The organism is Neobacillus nitrireducens (assembly GCF_030915405.1).
GTDB lineage: Bacteria > Bacillota > Bacilli > Bacillales > Cytobacillaceae > Neobacillus.
Map to the genome: position 1 here is coordinate 1,076,692 of NZ_CP133262.1, position 18,747 is coordinate 1,095,438.

The window sequence follows — 18,747 nt, forward strand, 5'->3', positions numbered from 1 at the left end:
AGAAACTTTCTTTATAGTTTTATAAATACTAATGAAATTTAGGTGATGATGATGCAAGGAATCGGAAAAGGACATCCACATGCTATGGGACATCCACATGCTATGGGGCATCCTCATGGAATGAGAAATGTTATAGATTATGATAAAAATCCATTTATCGTTATTTGGGAAGTAACAAGAGCTTGTCAACTTAAGTGTATTCACTGCCGTGCAGATGCACAGCTTACTCCGGATCCGCGTGAACTATCACATCAAGAAGGAATTAACCTGATTGATCAGATTTATGAAATGGATAACCCTATGCTCGTGTTTACAGGCGGGGATTGTATGATGCGTGAGGACCTATATGAGCTTGCGGATTATGCAATCAAAAAAGGCATGCGCGTTTCGATGACACCAAGTGCGACTGCTAATGTGACAAAAGAAAAAATGGAACTTTTCAAAAATGTAGGCTTATCACGCTGGGGCTTTAGCTTAGACGGTCCAACACCTGAAATTCACGACCATTTCCGCGGTACTCCTGGGTCATTCGATCTGACTGTTGAAAAAATTAAATATCTTAATGAATTAGATATGCCACTCCAAATAAATACTGTAATTTCACGTTGGAATTACGACTCACTAGAGCAAATGTCAAAACTAGTTGCTGAACTAGGTGCTGTTATGTGGTACATTTTCTTACTTGTTCCAACAGGCAGAGGACAAATGGATGCATGTATTTCTCCTGCTGAGCATGAAAAGGTGTTCCGTTGGTTGTATGAATTAAGCAAAACTGCTCCATATGATATTAAAACGACCGCGGCACAACATTACCGCAGGGTTGTTTTGCAGCAAAAAACGCGTGACCAGTTAATTGAAAAAGGTGAAATTCACTACGAAGACTCGATTACAACAGACTTCGCGTCCATGCACGACGGATTAAAACGTGCTCCAAAAGGGGTAAATGACGGCAACGGCTTTGCCTTTGTTTCTCATATTGGAGATGTTATGCCAAGTGGATTACTACCGATCGTCGGCGGAAACATTCGGGATACCCCGCTTGCCGAAATTTATCGAGAAGCAAAAGTGTTTAAAGATTTACGTCAACCTGATAACTACAAAGGCAAATGCGGCGTATGTGAATATAACAAAATGTGTGGCGGTTCCCGTTCACGTACCTATGCAGTAACTGGGGACTATATGGAAAGCGAACCATTCTGCGTTTATATCCCACAAGCGATGCGGAATAAAGAAACTGCTCCAACCGTTTAAAATTATCTATAGAAAGAGGCACTCCGAATAATGGAGTGCCTCTTTTCTTTATAAATTCATCAATTGATGGTATTTTATTCCTAAAAGGTACTAACCTATGAAAGAATGGAGAAATAAGATAAGGAGTTATTATGATAAGAACAATTGCTGTAAATAAGAATTTCGAATTGGTTAAGGATGTAACAATTTTGGAATTGGTAAATGGGGATTTCCAATGGTTTTGGATAGATTTTAATTTACCTTCAGATGAGGAGATTGAATTCCTTCGTGACCCCCTTCAGTTTCACCCCTTAGCGATTGAAGATTGTATGCATCATTTACAAAGACCAAAATTGGATTATTATGAGAAATATACTTTTTTTGTGACACAGTCCTTAAACCAACAAACGATTACAAGAGAAGAGATTGATTTTTTCCTTGGTGAAAATTATATCATCACTTTTCACCGCCAGTCCTCCTGTGAAATTGATGAGGTGTGGAAACGATTTAGCCAATCAACAACTATAGATAAGTGGGACCCCTCCCATGTCTTATACTTTATTCTCGATAAAATGGTGGATAATTATTTCCCACTAGTTTATCAAATCGAGGATATGTTAAATGAAATTGATGAGAATTCTAAAGGTAGAACGATGGAGGCACTGCTTGAGGATTTGTTTGTCACAAGGCATCACCTTCTATCTTTACGACATACGATTACACCGATGCGAGACTTAATTTATCGAATTCTGAACTCTGAGCGAATGACATACATAAATGGAAAAAAAGAATATTTTTCAGATATTCATGATCATTTACTTAAGTTAACTGAAATGATTGAGGCAAATCGTGAACTGACTACGGATATCCGTGACAGCTATATCTCACTTAACTCACACCAAACCAATCATGTCATGAAGGTATTAACCGTCATTACCACGATTTTCATGCCACTTACTTTCATCGCTGGACTGTATGGGATGAATTTTCATCATATGCCGGAACTAACATGGAAATATGGATATTTTGCCACGCTTATCCTAATGGTTTTAGTTGCGATAGGCATGTCACTCTGGTTTAAGAAAAAAGGATGGTTTAAATAAGAAAAGCGCAAGCGCCCCGTATTTAGACACATCATTTGGTCTTTAGGTATAATAGGAACGTATGAAAAATCAGAAAGGGGTATAGTTGTGCAAAATACAAATCCACAAGAAACGCTGAAATTAATTACTGACTTAGTATCCATTCCAAGCCCTTCAGGAAATACAAATGAAGTAATTACCTATGTTGAAAAATTCCTATCTGAGTTACAAATTAAAACTTATAGAAACCGGAAAGGCGGATTAATTGCCACAATTGAAGGAAAAGATTCAAGCAAGCATCGGATGCTGACCGCCCATGTTGATACACTCGGTGCGATGGTAAAAGAGGTAAAGGCAAATGGACGTTTGAAGATTGACTTAATTGGCGGTTTTAAATACAACTCGATTGAAGGCGAATATTGCCAAATCGAAACAAGCAGCGGTAAAAAATATACAGGGACTATTTTGATGCACCAAACATCTGTCCATGTTTATAAAGATGCCGGAAAAGCAGAACGAAATCAGGAGAATATCGAAATTAGACTTGATGAAAAGGTACATAATGCAGCGGAAGTCCATGCTCTTGGAATTCAGGTTGGTGATTTTATCTCGTTTGACCCTCGTGTAGAAGTAACTCCGAGTGGCTACATTAAATCCCGCCACTTGGACGATAAAGCAAGTGTAGCGATTCTTCTTCAATTAATAAAGCAAATTAAGATTGAAAATTTAACTTTACCCTACACTACTCATTTCTTAATTTCTAATAATGAGGAAATTGGCTACGGTGGGAATTCGAATATCACACCAGAAACGGTGGAGTATTTAGCCGTGGATATGGGTGCAATGGGCGACGGACAGTCGACTGATGAATATACGGTTTCCATCTGTGTGAAGGATGCTAGTGGACCTTATCACTTTGAATTGAGGAAAAATTTAGTTCGTCTAGCAGAAGAGAACAAAATCGATTATAAACTAGATATTTATCCCTTCTATGGTTCCGATGCTTCGGCAGCAATTCGATCGGGCCATGATATCGTCCATGGTTTAATAGGACCTGGTATCGATTCATCTCATGCATTTGAACGAACACATGAGTCATCTATTGAAAATACATCCAAACTGCTGTATCATTACGTGCAAGCTGAATTAATCCAGTAGGAGATGAAAGTGTATGTTTTCAAATATTGGTGTGCCAGGATTAATTTTAATCTTAATCGTCGCTTTAGTCGTTTTTGGTCCAAACAAACTTCCGGAAGTTGGCCGTGCGTTTGGTAGATCTTTACGAGAATTTAAAAAAGCCACCGAGGGCATTGCAGATGATATAAAGGAAGAAATAAAAGAAGACATAAAAGAAACTCAACAAGGCACAATTAATTTAAAGAAGTAACCTTGGCTGCAGAAAATATCCCCTCCAACCGATTGGAGGGGATGTTGTTTTATTTATTTTTTTGCAAACGCTTGGAGTTGATTTACTATTTTTTGTCTTGATTTTGGATTACGAAGTAAATAGGCAGCCCCAAGTGCAACAGTGGTCATCATTAAATTCTTCCTTCTCATTACTTCTTCAATAATCCTTTGATTTTTTCATTGTGTTGTTTCGTTTGATCTAACAATTGATTTAGAAGGATGGCAGCCTGCTTATTATCCTTCTTTCCCACGGCATTTCTTAATTCATGGAACGTTCTCCAATGTGACATTTCTTTTCCGCCATGTGCTTGTTTAATAAATTCTTCTTTGGTTATCTTTCCAGCATCAAATTGTTTTTTAAGTTCTTCAATTTTTGCCATTTTTTCTTTTTTCCATTGTTCACGTTTTCCCGCATTTTCTGGACTCATCCATTGATTGCTTAGAGTTTTCTTTTCGGCAAGGACTGTTGCCCACTCCCCTTTTTTATCTGGAGTATACTGGTTAACCCAAGAAAGAAGCATTTTCTCCCTTTCTGCCATCTTTGCTTGCCAATCTTTAGGCATCATATGATGATGACTGCCCTCTTTACAATCACAAGGTGCTTTTTCCCTCTGCCCTCCATTCGTGGTGTCAGGCACCGAAGTATGGTTTGCCGCAGCCAATCCAGGCGCAGACAATAATAGTCCTAATGATAAAAGTAACATTTTAAATCTCATAATTATCTCCTTCCGATCCTTTAAATTAATAAAATAAACCTTTCTATAACGGTACGGAATTATCATTCCCAGTTCTTTAAAAAAAATTTACCAAATGGACAAATATTTAGTAAAAAAATACTTGAGATTTCACGCGAATTATCGTATTCTATGAACATAGATAATTTGTGAAATAATTCACAAGATAATTAGAGCATTTGCTCTTATTTTTTAAAATTATACATGTGAAATGATTCACAATAAAAATAGAAAACACTTTTTAAAGGTGTTATGGGAGTGGGAAGTTATGAACAAACCAAAAATTGTAATCTTAGGTGCCGGATATGGCGGAATTATCACAAGCAAAAAATTAGAGAAGCTACTTAAATCTGGTGAAGCAGATGTTACGTTAATTAATAAACATGATTATCATTACATTACAACACAATTACATAAAACAGGCATAGGGACAGCAGCTGACCGACAAATCGCGATGACTATCCCTGAATTAATCGATCCAAGCAAAACTAACTTTTTAAAGGCTACAGTAACCCACGTGGATACAGCTAACCAAGAAGTTCAACTTGAAGGCGGAGAGACAGTCAACTATGACTATCTATTAATCGCTTTAGGATTTGAAGGTCAAACATTTGGCATTCCCGGTATTAAAGAGAACGCATTTGAACTTCGCAGCTTTAGGAGCTCAAAAGCGATCTACCATCATATAAAAAAACAACTTAACCTTTTTAAAGAAGATCAAGATCCTTCTCGTTTAACATTTGTAGTTGCAGGCGGAGGGTTCACAGGTATTGAATTGCTTGGAGAATTAGCTGACGGTCTTCCAAAGCTATGTAAAGAACACGATGTTCCTTTTGAAAAAGTAAAGATAATCGGGATAGAGGCAGCTCCATCTGTTATTCCGTTTTTCCCTAAACAATCCGTTGAATATACGACTGAAGTATTGCGTAAGCTGAATATCCAATTACTTACATCCACAAAAATACTTGGCTGTACACCTGATAAAATTATCCTTGAAGAAAACAGAGAAATTCCTGCTAAGACCTTAGTTTGGTCATGTGGCGTACAAGGAAACACCATTGTTCAAAAATGGGGTTTACCAATTGAAAAAGGGAAACTTGCTGTTGATTCTTATCTTCGGATTAAGAATACGAAAAATGTTTTTAGTATCGGAGACTGCTCTTTATTCATGAAGGATGATAAAACTGCATTGGCTCCAACTGCACAAGTGGCTTTGCAGCAAGCTCCTGTCTGTGCAAAAAACATCGTTGCTTCACTAAGAGGTGAATCATTAACTACCTTTGAATATCACCACAAAGGCTCTGTTGCTTCCATTGGACTTTCTGCCGGAGTTGGAAAAGTAGGTGCAGTCCGTTTATCAGGCTTGATTGGAGCCTTTATGAAACTAGTTATCGAAGCCCGCTACCTGTTTAATCTTGGCGGTCCTTCATTAATACTCAAGCAACACTTTGGTGTAAACAGAGAACAGGTAACAGTTACTGTGAAACAGTAACCTTACCCTTAATTTCGCTTACTTCCCTTCCAGCCGGGGTTCCCTCCCCCAACTGGAATTTGAATAGAATCATCCCTAAGTATATATGCCTTCAATCCCCCAATTTAAGGCATACAGCCCCACTCCAAATTTCTGGAGCGGGGCTGTTTTACTTATTTCAACTAAATATCTAGAGCCATTCTAATAGTTCGAGTCGATTTCCAAACGGATCATGAACATGAATTCTGCTCGCCCCGGGAAGAAGATCGTCTTCGGTATAAGTAATTTCTTTGTTCCGAAGTTGTGCTTTTAATTCCTCGATATTTTCAACAATAAAAGCCGGATGTGCTTTTTTAGCGGGTGAAAATGGTTCCTCTACACCAATGTGAAGTTGAAAGGTTCCAAATTCAAACCAAACACCGCCGCGTTTCTTTAATTCAGCAGGCTTTTCTACTTCAGTTAATCCCAGAATGCCACAAAAAAATTCCCTTGCTGCTCCTTCACACCCCTTTGGTGCAGCAAGCTGGATATGATCGATCTTCTTTATTGCAAATGACATAAACATTCCCCCATTTGTCAATTCTCCTCACTCATATTCTATAAATTTTATAATATTCTTTCAAGTTAAAGGATAAAAAAGGCTATTCCCATCAAGACGGAAATAGCACTTCTTTAATACACATCTCTTCTAGTAAACACAAAAAATGAAACGAATAAAGCAACTGCCCACCATACAAATAGGGTCTGAATAGAAAATGAGAGGTTCATCCCTTCGATTGGAGGAGCTGTTCCTTTCATATAATCGGTTAATCGTAAATTAACCATAAAAAAGTACTTAGCAGATTCCCATGAGGATACCATATTTGTTAGTATAGCTCCTGAGATTAACGAGGCAAGCATTACCCCCATTCCTGCGGCAGTACTGCGAATCAACACAGACAGCATAAAAGAAAGCGTACCTACAACGATAGAGACAAACCACACCAATCCAAAATCCATTAATAAAAATTTCCATTGTCCCATAAGTTTAACTTCTGATGTATTTAGTCCTGTTTCAGTTACATTAAAGCCAGTAAGGATTGGTGCGCCCCACCCTTTGTAGCCGAACACGAAGCCAGAGATTAAATAGGAAAGAATTCCTGCGATCGCAATAATTAACGAAATGGCTAAGCAAAGGGTTAAATATTTACTTAACAGTACCTTCCATCGTTTGACTGGCCTCGTCAAAAGCAGTTTAATCGACCCTAAACTGTGCTCCGATGAAACCAAATCACTGGCTATCACCATGACCATTAGTGGAATAAACAGATCAATGGAGTTCTCTAAGAAAATCCTCATAAACGTTGGTGCACCTGGCTCTGATGGATTAATATCATGGTCAAGATAATATTGCTGCTGCTGTAATGAGATTTGCAGTTGCTTCTTCCATTCGTCTGTGATTCTACTGCTGCTCAAACGATTGGTCGTATCAACAATCTGCTGCTGCAATATGGTTCGCCAATCACTAGTCCCTAGTTTTTCCCGTTGGGTTTGAACTTGTTTATATTGTGCATATGTAAATAACATGACAAGAACGCCAATAATAATAGCAATGACGATTAGACGCTTCTTAGCAATCAGTTTCATCATTTCATTTTGAATTAATTTATTCAATCGTATCACCCCCGGTAAGTTCGAGGAATAAATCTTCTAACACTGGCATTTTTCGATTCATTTCCGTCACTGCAACCCCTGCTTCAACTAATTGCTTATTCCAAAGTGGTATCTTTTCTTCATTATATTCAGTTAAAATGGCACCATCATCTGTTACATCAATCCCTGTAAGGGAACTTAATACTTCTTTTCCCTTCTCAAGCGGTTGAACATGCCAAATGACTCGTTCGCGATTTGCTAGCAGTTGATGAACCGTATCCGTTCGGATAATTGACCCTTTGGAAATAATCGCAACCCGGTCACACAATAGTTGGATTTCACTCAATAAATGGCTGGAAACTAAGACACTTAAGCCTTCTTCTTCTGCAAGAAACCGAATAAATTGCCGCATTTCACGGATTCCTGCAGGGTCCAATCCGTTTGTTGGCTCATCAAGGATCAACACTTTCGGTCTTCCCAATAAAGCTTGGGCGATTCCCAGACGCTGCCTCATGCCTAAGGAATACGTCTTTACCTTATCATGAATTCTTTCCGTTAAACCCACAAGTTCAGTTACCTCTTGGATTCGATTATCTCCGACCCGATCGAGCATTCTGGCAAAATGAAGGAGGTTATTATAGCCGGAAAGATACGGATATAATTCTGGATTTTCTACAATACAACCAAGGTTAGTCATAGCTTCTTGGAAATTACCTTCTATATTAGCCCCACAAATTTGAATGCTGCCGGATGTGGGTTTGATCAATCCGACGAGCATGCGAATTGTCGTCGTTTTCCCTGCACCATTTGGTCCTAGAAAACCAAATACCTCTCCTTCACGTAAATCGAAAGTCAGTCCCTTGATGATTTCTTTTTTTCCAATAACCTTTTTAAGATTCTTTACAGAAAGTGTGATTTTTTTCTCCATCAATATCCTCTCCTTACCAGGTAAGCAATGAGGCTACCCGTTCGGCAATTAAACGGTATCCTTTTGAGTTCGGATGAAACTTATCAGAATACAAATAGTCATTAACCTTCAACTCAAATAAATCAAAGGTTGGTACAAACACAATTTTTGGAAAAGAGGCACTTACTTCAGCACTGTCATAATTCCAGTGGCGAACCACTTTCGACATTTCTCTTCCTTGGTCTAAATCAATAAACGGGTTATACAATCCAATGAAAAACACATTCGCCTTGGGATTATTTTTGCGGATTTGTTCAAAAATAAATTTTAAATTGTTCAAGTATTTTTTTTCAATGGTTGTTATGTCACCTGTTTCAAAATCCATTAAAGCTTGGCCGCCACGGAACAAGTCGTTTCCGCCAATCGTTACGAGCACCATATCTGCTTTTTGAATTTGTCGCCCAACTTCCGTTTCCTGAACTTGCTTTCTTAATGAGTCGGATCTTTGCCCGTTAATGCCTAGGTTTGTAAGCTGGACCGGACGCTTCGTTTTTCCCTTGATTTCATCGATCAGGACACCAACATAGCCCTTGCCGGTTTCATCGCCAGTTCCTCTCGTTAATGAATCGCCCAAGGCTACGATGGTTAACCCTTTTTGATTTTCCACCTTGGAAACGGTTTTTGCTTTCGGAATTTTTTCTGGAGTTCCAGCATAATATTCACCTACAGCCCAGCCAAGTCCGATCAGCCAGAGCAGGCAGAATAATGCAGCAATGCCAGTGATCGAACGTATCACATTCTTATTCATTAAATTACATCCTTTCTGGCCATCTCTTCTATTTAAATTAAATCATAGTTGCGAGACGAATCAAACTTTCAATGCCTTTATATCGTGTGAAATATGTAAAGGTTTGGTATTTGGTAACTTTTTAAATATTTTCCCCAAATTTGAGGTTTTTTAAAAAATAAAGCCGACTTCCATTTTTGGAAATCGGCGGTTTCTATTATTCTTCTAAATTTCCCATCGGGCCAAAAAATTCAAAGTGAATTTTTTCTTCGTTAACCCCTAGTTCCTTTAATGAACGATTAATAGCCTTCATAAACGGAACAGGCCCACAAAAATAAAAATCTGCGTCCTTTGTATCAATTTTTTCATTCAGCCAATCACGCGTTACATAGCCTTCAACATCAAAACGATTATTCAGACGATCCTCTTCTGTCGGTGAATCGTAAAAGAAATAGGAGGTGACGTTTTCAAGGACTGATACCTCTTCAACTTCATCTCGTAATGCATGTACATTCCCATTTGCTGCTGCATGAATAAATGTTACCTTTCGTTCAGGCTGGACCTCAACGACTGTCTTCAACATACTCATCATTGGTGTCAAACCTACACCGCCACTTAGTAACACAACTGGTGAATTTTTTTCAGTATCAAGCATGAAATCCCCTGCAGGAGCACTTACTTTTAAAATATCTCCTTGGTTCACTCCATCGTGCAAGTAATTGGAGACCATTCCGTCTGGATTTTCCGTTCCTGCTTCGCGCTTCACACTAATCCGGTAATGGTCTTTACCAGGCGCATCTGAAAGGCTGTATTGACGAATATGGGTGAACTTTTCACCAGCTATTTCTAGTTTAATACTAATATATTGACCAGGGATAAAATCTGCAATTTTATTATGATCTTCAGGTTTTAAGTAGAAAGAGGTAATTACTTCACTTTCGACTACTTTACGGTCAACTATAAAGTTGCGGAAGCCCTCCCAGCCACCTTGTTGATTTTGCGTTTCATCATATAACTCTGCTTCTACACTGATAAAAACATCCGCGATTACTTGATACGCTTGAGCCCATGCATCAATAATCTCATCGGTGGCTGCATCACCAAGTACATCCTTAATAGCTAACAAAAGGTGTTTTCCGACGATTGGATAATGTTCAGGCTTAATCCCAAGGCTTCTGTGTTTTTGAGCAATTTGTTTTACTACCGGAAGAATTGCTCCAAGATTGTCGATGTACATAGCTGCAGCATAAACAGTTCCAGCCAATGCCTTTTGTTGTCTGCCTTGTTTTTGATTGGCATGATTAAAGATATTTAATAATTCAGGATGGTTACCAAACATTAATTGGTAAAATCGAGTGGTAATTTTTTCACCATGTTGTTCTAATACCGGGACTGTTGATTTGATGATTTCAATCGTTTTTTGATCTAACATTCATAACACTCCTTATGTAATCACTATATCCATAGTGATTATATGAAATATTTCACAAACGATAAGTGATTTAAATCACACACAGGTATATTTGAATCATTCGAACTAGGTCAATCCTAGCATTTTATACCCTGAAATCTTCACAAAGTCTTCACATTTTAACATGACAAATATAACTTGTTGGTTAATATTTCTTCTTGTAAGGTTGATTCTAGTAAGCAAAACTAACAAATTCTTTTACTAAAAAAATTAACATAATTAAAAGAGCAATAAATTAAGGTTTAACTGGAGGAAGAGGAATTAACATGAACAAAGCAAAAATTGCATGGATTACCGATACTACAGCTTCTCTCAGCTATGAATTTATTGAGCAATATAATATACACGTCGTTCCGCTCCATATAGTCATTAATCAAGAATCCTATAGAGAAACAATAGACATCACACAAAAAGAGTTTTATGAGCGTATGAAAAAGGAAGATTCAAAATTCCAAACCTCGCAGCCGGCAATTGGTGATTTTGTGGAACTATATACAAGGTTAAAGGAAGATTATGATTATGGAATAGCCATTCATGCTTCCAGTCTATTATCCGGTACGTTTCAAACCTCTGTAATGGCAGCGGAAATGGCTGATTTTAAATTGTTGGCAATCGATTCACTGACAGGTTCCTATCCCCTTTCATTTTTAATAAAAAAAGGGATTGAACTCATGGAACAAGGCCTCGATAGCAGTGAGGTTGTTGCTGAATTAAATACCTTACGCGAAAACACCCGCTTATTTTTAGTTCCCTCAAGCCTGGACCAGCTCCGCAAAAGCGGCAGAGTCTCTGGCGGTCAAGCAATTTTAGCTTCTTTATTTAACATTAAGCCGATATTGGCGATTGAAGATGGAGGCGCAAAGATAAAGGATAAAGTTCGCACTGAAAAAAGAGCACTAGCCTGGCTGATCAATAATTTAAAAACAGACCTGGAAACAAAGATTGTTAAAAAAGCAGCGATCGTCCATGCAAACGATTCAGAGAGAGCTGCTGAATTTGAGAAATTAGTCAAACAAACATTCCCTGAAATCGAAACGGAATCCATGATGCTGATTACTGTTGCCGGTGTGCATACAGGGGTAGGAACGCTTGGATTGTCTTGGGTTTGTGAATAGAGAAAAGGACTGATGGGTTCAGTCCTTTTTTCTATTCACAAATATTCTATTATTTTCCACCTCTTAATCTATTATTTTGTATAATAGGTATAAATAGTTTTAATTAAAATCTTGGAATGGATTTGAATTGATGAAAAATAGGAAACGAGTGTTTTTGATGATTGGAATTTTTGTTGCTTTAGGTTTGATATATATTGGTATTTTACAATTTAAAATCAGTCAATATAGTCATAAAGAAGCACCTAAAAATGTTGACTATTTGATTGTTCTTGGGGCGAGGGTAAAAGGAAATGTCCCTTCCTTGGCGCTTGCAAGCCGAATAAATGCAGCTGCTGTATATTTAAAGAACAACAAAGATACATTTGTCATTGCTTCAGGGGGAAAAGGTCCGGGTGAGGATATTTCCGAAGCTGAATCGATCAGGAGAGAACTAATCAAACAAGGAATAAACGAGAATCGGATGATCTTAGAAGATCAATCCACCGATACCTATGAAAATATTAATTTTTCAAAAAAGCTTATTCCAGATGCTGCTGCGCACGGTCTTGTCGTTACCAATACCTTTCATCTTTACCGAGCTGTCTCAATTGCCCGTGACTATGGTCTGGACGTACAGGGACTCTCGGCAGAAACTCCATGGAGTGCCGTGGGAAAATCCTATTCCCGCGAATACTTGGCGATTACAAAATTCTATTTAAAAAGATATATCTTCCACTGAGATATCTACTAGGAAAAGAGTACTGAGACCCAGTACTCTTTTGTAATTAGCTTTGAGATATTTTTGCATAGACACACGTATCTCTTAATTCTTTGCCATTCGCTGATATTTGATCATTTTTTAAAATTCCTTCTAAGGAAAATCCTAAACGTTCAGGAATGGCCCGACTTCTGGTATTATTGGAGTCGCAGCGAATCTCAACTCGTTTTGCTTTGAGTTCAGTAAAGGCAAATTTCGTTATTGCCTCTGCTGCCTCCGTGATATACCCCTTCCCACTAAAGCGCGTATCAACCCAGTAACCTATTTCAACCTTCGGGATATCCCAATTAATTCTGTGCAAACCAGAAGACCCGATGAATTCTCCTGTTTTCCTATTAAAGATATGTAACCTCAAATCCTCACGAGTTAAAAACTTAGCATGGGCCTCCCGCATGTTTACCTCTACATCTGCCTCTGTTTGCTCGCGATGGGCCCAGGGCATCCATTCTTTTAGTTCATTTAAGGATGCTTGCATTGCTTGGTAAACAACAGTACCATCTCCAGGCATCGGCATGCGAATGAATAATCTGTCTGAGGAAAATTGATTAGGAAAGTCTAATAGTATTGGTTTCAAAAACTCGCCCCCCTTCTGAATATTAGATATTCTCTACAGATTTTTTATTTCCTTTTTTTCGAAAAAATTGTTGAAATCAGGATTCGTCAACGAAATGAGGAATTAGCTGATAGAAAAAATCCGAGGATAGCTCGATAAATATATTCGCTCATTAAACGGAACGATCCGCTCATTGAACCGAGAAATCCGCTCATTGGAAGATAATTTATTCAAAAACGACCTTCTTATCAATCACTATTTCAAAAAAAGACCCTTCCCCGTAAGGAAGAGCCTCTAAATATTCTATTTTTAGTATGCTTTTGCCCAATAAACCATCTTATCTGCAGCTTCTCCACAGCATACGCATTTATCCGATACCTGTTCTTGCTCGAATGGCATACATCTAGATGTTGCCGTTGTATCTTCTTTGATTTTTTCTTCACAAGCTAGGTCTCCGCACCACATAGCCTTAATAAAACCAGGTTTTGCTTCAAGAGATTGCTTTAACTCATCAAGTGTCACAGCCACGGTTGTTCTTTCTTCCCGATGAGTAAGTGCTTTATTGTATAAATTTGCTTGAATTTCATCTAATAATTCAACAAGCTTTGTTTCTAATTGGTCCAGTGGCACAAACACTTTCTCTAACGTATCGCGTCTTACTAAAACCACTTGCTTGTTTTCAATATCTTTAGGTCCAACCTCTAGACGAACTGGAATACCTTTCATTTCATACTCATTGAACTTCCAGCCTGGCTTTTTATCGCTGGCATCAATTTCAACACGGGCAACTTGACCAAGTGACTTTTTCAAATCATAGGCAAAATCAAGCACGCCTTCTTTATGTTGCGCAATCGGCACAATCATCACTTGAGTTGGCGCTGCTTTTGGCGGAATGACTAGACCGCGGTCATCGCCGTGGACCATGATTAAAGCACCAATAATTCTTGTTGTAAAGCCCCAAGACGTTTGATGGACATATTGCAGCTTTCCTTCTTTGTCGGTGTACTGAATGTTAAACGCTTCAGCAAATCCTGTACCAAAGTGGTGGGATGTGCCAGACTGTAATGCTTTTCCATCATGCATTAAGCTTTCGATTGTAAACGTAGCTTTTGCACCGGCAAACTTTTCTTTTTCCGTTTTTTGACCCTTTACAACTGGAATTGCAAGAATTTCTTCACAAATAGCTGCATAAACGTTTAGCATTTTAATGGTTTCTTCCATTGCGTCTTCGTCAGTCGCATGTGCAGTATGACCTTCTTGCCATAAAAATTCTAATGTCCGTAAGAAAGGACGAGTAGTTTTTTCCCACCGAACGACGTTTGCCCATTGGTTATATAGCTTTGGAAGATCTCTATAAGAATGAATAATGTTGCTATAGTGCTCACAGAAAAGAACCTCGGATGTCGGGCGGACAACTAAGCGTTCTGCGAGTGGTTCTGACCCGCCATGTGTAACCCATGCCACTTCTGGTGCAAAACCTTCCACATGGTCTTTTTCTTTTTGAAGCAAGCTTTCAGGAATAAATAAAGGCATATAAACATTTTCATGCCCGGTTTCTTTAATTCGGCGATCCAATTCATTTTTAATATTATCCCATAAAGCATAGCCATAGGGACGAATAATCATCGAACCACGTACGCTTGAATAATCAATCAAATCAGCTTTTGTGACGACATCTGTATACCACTGAGCGAAATCATCGTCCATCGCTGTAACATCTTTAACAAATTCTTTTGCCATGTTTGACACCTCATTAATTTTTTTAATATAGAAATATAGTTTTCCACTTTGAATTATGTCCAGCTCCAGCACCCAGCAGCTAGTGGACTTCGCTCTTTTCCCTACGATAAGTCAACATCGAATCGCTCCGCTCTCCGTGTTTCCTTTATCTCAGTCAAAGCGCTCCAGTCCATACGCTGCTAAACGGGCGCTTCCGCTTTTAATCACAAAAAGACCTTGTTCCCAAAAAAGGGACCAAGGCCTGGCGGTACCACCCTAAATTCATAAAGCAAAAAGCTTTATACACTTTCAATGATAACGGACATTATCCGCATGTATCTTCAAATTCGATACAGAACTCAGAGGCAGGTTCAAATGACCGTCTTAAGAAACCTCGCACCATTGGTTTCCTCTCTTGGTAAGACCTTTTCACTTTACTAATCCCCGTCATAGTTTCAATAGTATTTTTGAAAATTATATATTTCATCTGAACAAAAGTCAATTTTTTTTGGAATATTTTGCTGAAGTGAGCATATTTACACTGAATTTACTTTAATCGATTAATTTTATCGGTTAAAATGCTAGTAATTAGAAAAAATGGGGTGGCTGACTTGGAAAAAGAAAAGGATGATCTCCAACAAGAAGAGGAAGAAAAAGAATTTCTCCTTGAGTACATTAAAATGCAAAATGAAGCCATGAAAAGAATATATAAAAATACCCTTGATAAAAAAGAAGAAAAATAGAACGACCTCCTTTTATGATACTTGCTCAAATATCTCAACAAAGTTCATTAAACGTTCAAATTAATCACTGAAAATACAAATTTGAAGAAGTAATTTACATTTATAATACTCTTATGTTGTAAAACCACCTACACATCAGAGGAGACAAAATATGAATGTATTTGCGATTATTTCGGCAATTATTGTGGCGATGGGTACTGGTTATTCCATCTATTCTGTTTACCGTCATAAAAATAAGCTTGCCAACACATCGGGAGTTATGATTAGTATGGTCATTGCGGTAATCACCGGGTTACTGACCGGGAGTATTATTGGTATTCTTTCCGGTGAGATTTTTCTAGTGGTTGGAGTCAGTATGATCATCGGTTTCGTCGTCGGTTTCTTAGCTGGACACCCTATCGGAATATTAGCGATCCTGATGGGATCTATTTCAGGTTTAATGGGCGGAATTATTGGTTCCATCCTTGGTGCTTTCATTCAATTTATTAACCCTACTATATTGCTAGGGATCTTACTGGGATTTTATATTTTAATTATCGGATTCGTGATCATGTATATTTTCGTAGAATCCAATAATAAATTATCGCTTGATACACAAGAGCTCTCACCATTTGCGATTATTGCAGGAGGCGTCGTGCTAGTATCATTATTTTTATTTATGTATAGCAGTGATATGGTCGAAATTCCCGGTCAAAGTAAAACGACTCAAAAAGAAACTCAACAAGCAGCTACGACACCAGAGGCTGCCAAAACAGAAGTGGATGTAACAAAGGCAAGCAAGCCGCTAGTTAAGATGAAAGTAACCACACAAGGGTACACACCTAATGTGATCCGAGTTAAAAAAGGCGTACCTGTAGAACTAGAAATTAATAATCCGCTTGATAGTAGTAATTGTATCTCCACCTTTATGATTCCTGATTTTAATATTAACAATGTCAACCTAAAAACAGGAACAACAAAACTAACCTTTACACCTGATAAATCAGGCGAATACACCTTTAGCTGTGGAATGCAAATGTTTAAAGGAACAATTATTGTTGAATAAATCGCTAAGGCACACGAAGATTTTCGTGTGCCTTGTCTTTTTATAAGCTAAGCCAAACCAAAAACCCAAAATTAACTTCTTTGGGTTTTTGGAAAAGTAATTTCAATCGATGTACCTTTACCAAGGGTGCTTTGTACCTTTGTTTTCCCATGATGTTTCTCAATTATCCATTTAGCAATCGACAAGCCCAGCCCAGTTCCTTCGGCAGACGTCCTTGCTTTATCACTCTGGTAGAAACGATCAAATATCTTTGGAATATCCTTTTCAGGAATCCCGATTCCGGTATCCATAATTTTTAGAATGATCGAGGAGTGGTTCTGTAAACAGGAAAGCAGTATTTCCCCTCCCCCATTCGTATATTTCATCGCATTGTCCAATAAAATGACGATTAATTGATGGATCCGAGCCTTATCTGCAAAAAATTGAACAGATTCTGATTCCTGCAATTGAAGCGACTTTTCTTGATACAAAGCAATTTCCTCGTACTGTTGAATAATTTCGGTCAAAAGTTCATCCAGTTGGAATACTTCCTTTTTGACTTCAATTTGATCAGAGTCCGATCTTGCTAGTGTCAATAAGTTGGTCACTAATTTGGAAAGTCGTCTTGATTCATTTGATATCGTTGATACATCAAGAATTCGCTCTTGAATCGTTGCTTTTGGGGCACGAAACAAGACATCTGTTTTCGCCTGGATGACAGCTAATGGGGTTCTTAACTCATGCGAAGCATCGGAAACGAACTCCGTCTGCTTTTTCCAAGCTTTTTTAATCGGGACAAGCGCCTTTCCCGCTAAAAAATATCCTGAAGCAACGGCACAGATGATTCCTACTCCCATCCCTATCAGCATAATCAACAATAATCTGTCCAGTAATTCTTGTTCAGAGTTAACATTGCGAATGAATTGAACAGTTACCATACCTAACTCTGGATGATCCACTTTGAGAGCAATATATCTAAACGAAAAATCATCTACATCCACATCGGTTAAGGTATTTAATGTTTTCGGGCGAATCAACTTCTCTTTATCTTGGAAAATTTCCGAATCACGGTTTTGTTCCAACATCAGCTGATTATTTTCGTCCCAAATGAGGGTCATGATCCGAGGGTCTTTCCCTTTAAACCTTGGAATGGGTCCCCCACTATTCTCACGAATTTCACCGGGTCCCTCCGTCTGATGTTGAAAATGATCAATCGATTCAAGCAATGATTGGTTAACATCCTTATATAATTTATTATCTGTGTAAAAATAAATGACCGAACCGAGGATGCTAATAAGTACAATAAATACTAATGAATTTAAAAATGTTAATTTAATATGTGTCTGCCGAAACATGGTAGCTCCTATTCCTCGTTCAACATATAGCCCACGCCACGAATCGTTTTAATATCCGTATGGTAGCCCGATGGTTCTAGTTTTTTACGGAGATGGTGCATGAATACTTCCACAATTGCGATGGTTGTATCTGAATCAAACCCCCATACACGGTCATAGATTTGTTCTTTTGTCAGAATGGCTCCTTTATTTTGAATCAAAAATTCTAGCAGTTCATATTGCTTGGCTGTCAGCTTTATCTGCTCCCCATCGACGAGAATATCTCTTTCCTTCCCTAACAATTCGATACCGCGAAATCGAATGGTTTGATTGGTTGTTAGGCTACCACTTCTTCTTAACAACGCACGGATTCTTGCTTTCAATTCTGCGGCTTGAAACGGTTTCACCAAATAATCATCTCCGCCGCTATCGAGTCCCTGGACACGGTCTTCTAAGGAATCTCTGGCAGTAAGAAATAACACAGGTATTTTTAATCCTTCCTTCCGTATGGTCCGTAAAACTTCAAAACCATCAATCTCCGGAATCATGACATCCAATACAATGACATCATGGATATTCTGCATCGCTAAAAATAAAGCATCTTCCCCATTCGATGCTTGATCTACTTCAAACTCATCCGATAATAATTGAACAATCGAATCCAATAGTGGAAGATTATCTTCTACAACTAATAAACGCATATACGAACTCTCCTAAATAGTAAGGATTATATTTAATGGTAATTATATATCAAGCAAAGCAATCGTAACATATTTCTTCA

General features: G+C 38.2%; 19 protein-coding genes and 1 other annotated feature. Of the genes, 9 read left to right on the forward strand and 10 right to left on the reverse strand.

The window, feature by feature from the left end; genetic code table 11:
- Positions 1-84: 84 nt before the first annotated feature.
- From RCG22_RS05315 to RCG22_RS05330, 4 genes are all read left to right on the forward strand, one after another.
- A complete protein-coding gene (locus RCG22_RS05315) occupies positions 85-1,251 on the forward strand; it encodes a TIGR04053 family radical SAM/SPASM domain-containing protein (protein ID WP_308107094.1) in 1,167 nt (388 codons plus the stop codon).
- 131 nt (positions 1,252-1,382) lie between these two features.
- The gene (corA, locus tag RCG22_RS05320; protein WP_308106039.1) at positions 1,383-2,333 is read left to right on the forward strand and encodes a magnesium/cobalt transporter CorA; all 951 of its coding nucleotides are present in this window, start codon (positions 1,383-1,385) and stop codon (positions 2,331-2,333) included.
- Positions 2,334-2,420: 87 nt separating this feature from the next.
- A complete protein-coding gene (locus RCG22_RS05325) occupies positions 2,421-3,470 on the forward strand; it encodes a M42 family metallopeptidase (protein ID WP_308106040.1) in 1,050 nt (349 codons plus the stop codon).
- A 13-nt stretch (positions 3,471-3,483) separates the two neighbouring features.
- Positions 3,484-3,699, forward strand: coding sequence for a twin-arginine translocase TatA/TatE family subunit (locus tag RCG22_RS05330; protein ID WP_066253501.1), 216 nt, complete (start codon positions 3,484-3,486; stop codon positions 3,697-3,699).
- A 169-nt stretch (positions 3,700-3,868) separates the two neighbouring features.
- On the opposite strand, the gene RCG22_RS05335 is transcribed toward RCG22_RS05330, so the two are convergent.
- The gene (locus RCG22_RS05335) at positions 3,869-4,435 is read right to left on the reverse strand and encodes a hypothetical protein (protein WP_308106041.1); all 567 of its coding nucleotides are present in this window, start codon (positions 4,433-4,435) and stop codon (positions 3,869-3,871) included.
- Between the two features lie 286 nt (positions 4,436-4,721).
- On the opposite strand from RCG22_RS05335, the gene RCG22_RS05340 reads away from it, so the two are divergent.
- Positions 4,722-5,945: an NAD(P)/FAD-dependent oxidoreductase gene (locus RCG22_RS05340; protein WP_308106042.1), complete on the forward strand. Its 1,224-nt coding sequence runs from the start codon at positions 4,722-4,724 to the stop codon at positions 5,943-5,945.
- 169 nt (positions 5,946-6,114) lie between these two features.
- Here the strand turns inward: RCG22_RS05340 and RCG22_RS05345 are convergent, their stop codons facing one another.
- From RCG22_RS05345 to hmpA, 5 genes are all read right to left on the reverse strand, one after another.
- Positions 6,115-6,483 (reverse strand): VOC family protein, encoded by a 369-nt coding sequence (locus RCG22_RS05345; protein ID WP_308106043.1) that lies wholly within the window; start codon positions 6,481-6,483, stop codon positions 6,115-6,117.
- 113 nt (positions 6,484-6,596) lie between these two features.
- Positions 6,597-7,577: an ABC transporter permease gene (locus RCG22_RS05350; protein WP_308106044.1), complete on the reverse strand. Its 981-nt coding sequence runs from the start codon at positions 7,575-7,577 to the stop codon at positions 6,597-6,599.
- Positions 7,570-8,484 carry an ABC transporter ATP-binding protein gene (locus RCG22_RS05355; protein ID WP_308106045.1) on the reverse strand — a complete coding sequence of 305 codons (915 nt, stop codon included), beginning with the start codon at positions 8,482-8,484 and terminating at the stop codon, positions 7,570-7,572. The genes RCG22_RS05350 and RCG22_RS05355 overlap by 8 nt, the downstream gene beginning before the upstream one ends.
- A 13-nt stretch (positions 8,485-8,497) precedes the next feature.
- The gene (locus tag RCG22_RS05360) at positions 8,498-9,271 is read right to left on the reverse strand and encodes an SGNH/GDSL hydrolase family protein (protein WP_308106046.1); all 774 of its coding nucleotides are present in this window, start codon (positions 9,269-9,271) and stop codon (positions 8,498-8,500) included.
- A gap of 196 nt (positions 9,272-9,467) precedes the next feature.
- Positions 9,468-10,682 (reverse strand): NO-inducible flavohemoprotein, encoded by a 1,215-nt coding sequence (gene hmpA / locus RCG22_RS05365; protein WP_308106047.1) that lies wholly within the window; start codon positions 10,680-10,682, stop codon positions 9,468-9,470.
- 305 nt (positions 10,683-10,987) lie between these two features.
- On the opposite strand from hmpA, the gene RCG22_RS05370 reads away from it, so the two are divergent.
- Both RCG22_RS05370 and RCG22_RS05375 read left to right on the forward strand, forming a co-directional pair.
- Positions 10,988-11,836 (forward strand): DegV family protein, encoded by an 849-nt coding sequence (locus RCG22_RS05370; RefSeq protein ID WP_308106048.1) that lies wholly within the window; start codon positions 10,988-10,990, stop codon positions 11,834-11,836.
- A 130-nt stretch (positions 11,837-11,966) separates the two neighbouring features.
- Complete coding sequence (locus RCG22_RS05375) at positions 11,967-12,554, forward strand: YdcF family protein (protein WP_308106049.1); 588 nt, start codon at positions 11,967-11,969, stop codon at positions 12,552-12,554.
- Between the two features lie 46 nt (positions 12,555-12,600).
- Here RCG22_RS05375 and RCG22_RS05380 read toward each other — a convergent pair whose 3' ends face one another.
- Both RCG22_RS05380 and proS read right to left on the reverse strand, forming a co-directional pair.
- Entirely contained in the window at positions 12,601-13,167 is a 567-nt protein-coding gene (locus RCG22_RS05380; protein WP_308106050.1) for a GNAT family N-acetyltransferase, read from the reverse strand.
- Between the two features lie 288 nt (positions 13,168-13,455).
- Positions 13,456-14,886, reverse strand: coding sequence for a proline--tRNA ligase (proS, locus tag RCG22_RS05385; RefSeq protein ID WP_308106051.1), 1,431 nt, complete (start codon positions 14,884-14,886; stop codon positions 13,456-13,458).
- Positions 14,887-15,112: 226 nt separating this feature from the next.
- Positions 15,113-15,325 (reverse strand) — a binding site (T-box leader).
- 151 nt (positions 15,326-15,476) lie between these two features.
- Here proS and RCG22_RS05390 point away from each other — a divergent pair.
- Entirely contained in the window at positions 15,477-15,608 is a 132-nt protein-coding gene (locus tag RCG22_RS05390) for a hypothetical protein (RefSeq protein ID WP_278251570.1), read from the forward strand.
- 151 nt (positions 15,609-15,759) lie between these two features.
- The gene (locus tag RCG22_RS05395) at positions 15,760-16,653 is read left to right on the forward strand and encodes a cupredoxin domain-containing protein (protein ID WP_308106052.1); all 894 of its coding nucleotides are present in this window, start codon (positions 15,760-15,762) and stop codon (positions 16,651-16,653) included.
- A gap of 71 nt (positions 16,654-16,724) precedes the next feature.
- On the opposite strand, the gene RCG22_RS05400 is transcribed toward RCG22_RS05395, so the two are convergent.
- Entirely contained in the window at positions 16,725-17,987 is a 1,263-nt protein-coding gene (locus RCG22_RS05400; protein WP_308106053.1) for a sensor histidine kinase, read from the reverse strand.
- Positions 17,988-17,995: 8 nt separating this feature from the next.
- Complete coding sequence (locus RCG22_RS05405; protein WP_308106054.1) at positions 17,996-18,667, reverse strand: response regulator transcription factor; 672 nt, start codon at positions 18,665-18,667, stop codon at positions 17,996-17,998.
- Between the last annotated feature and the right edge of the window lie 80 nt (positions 18,668-18,747).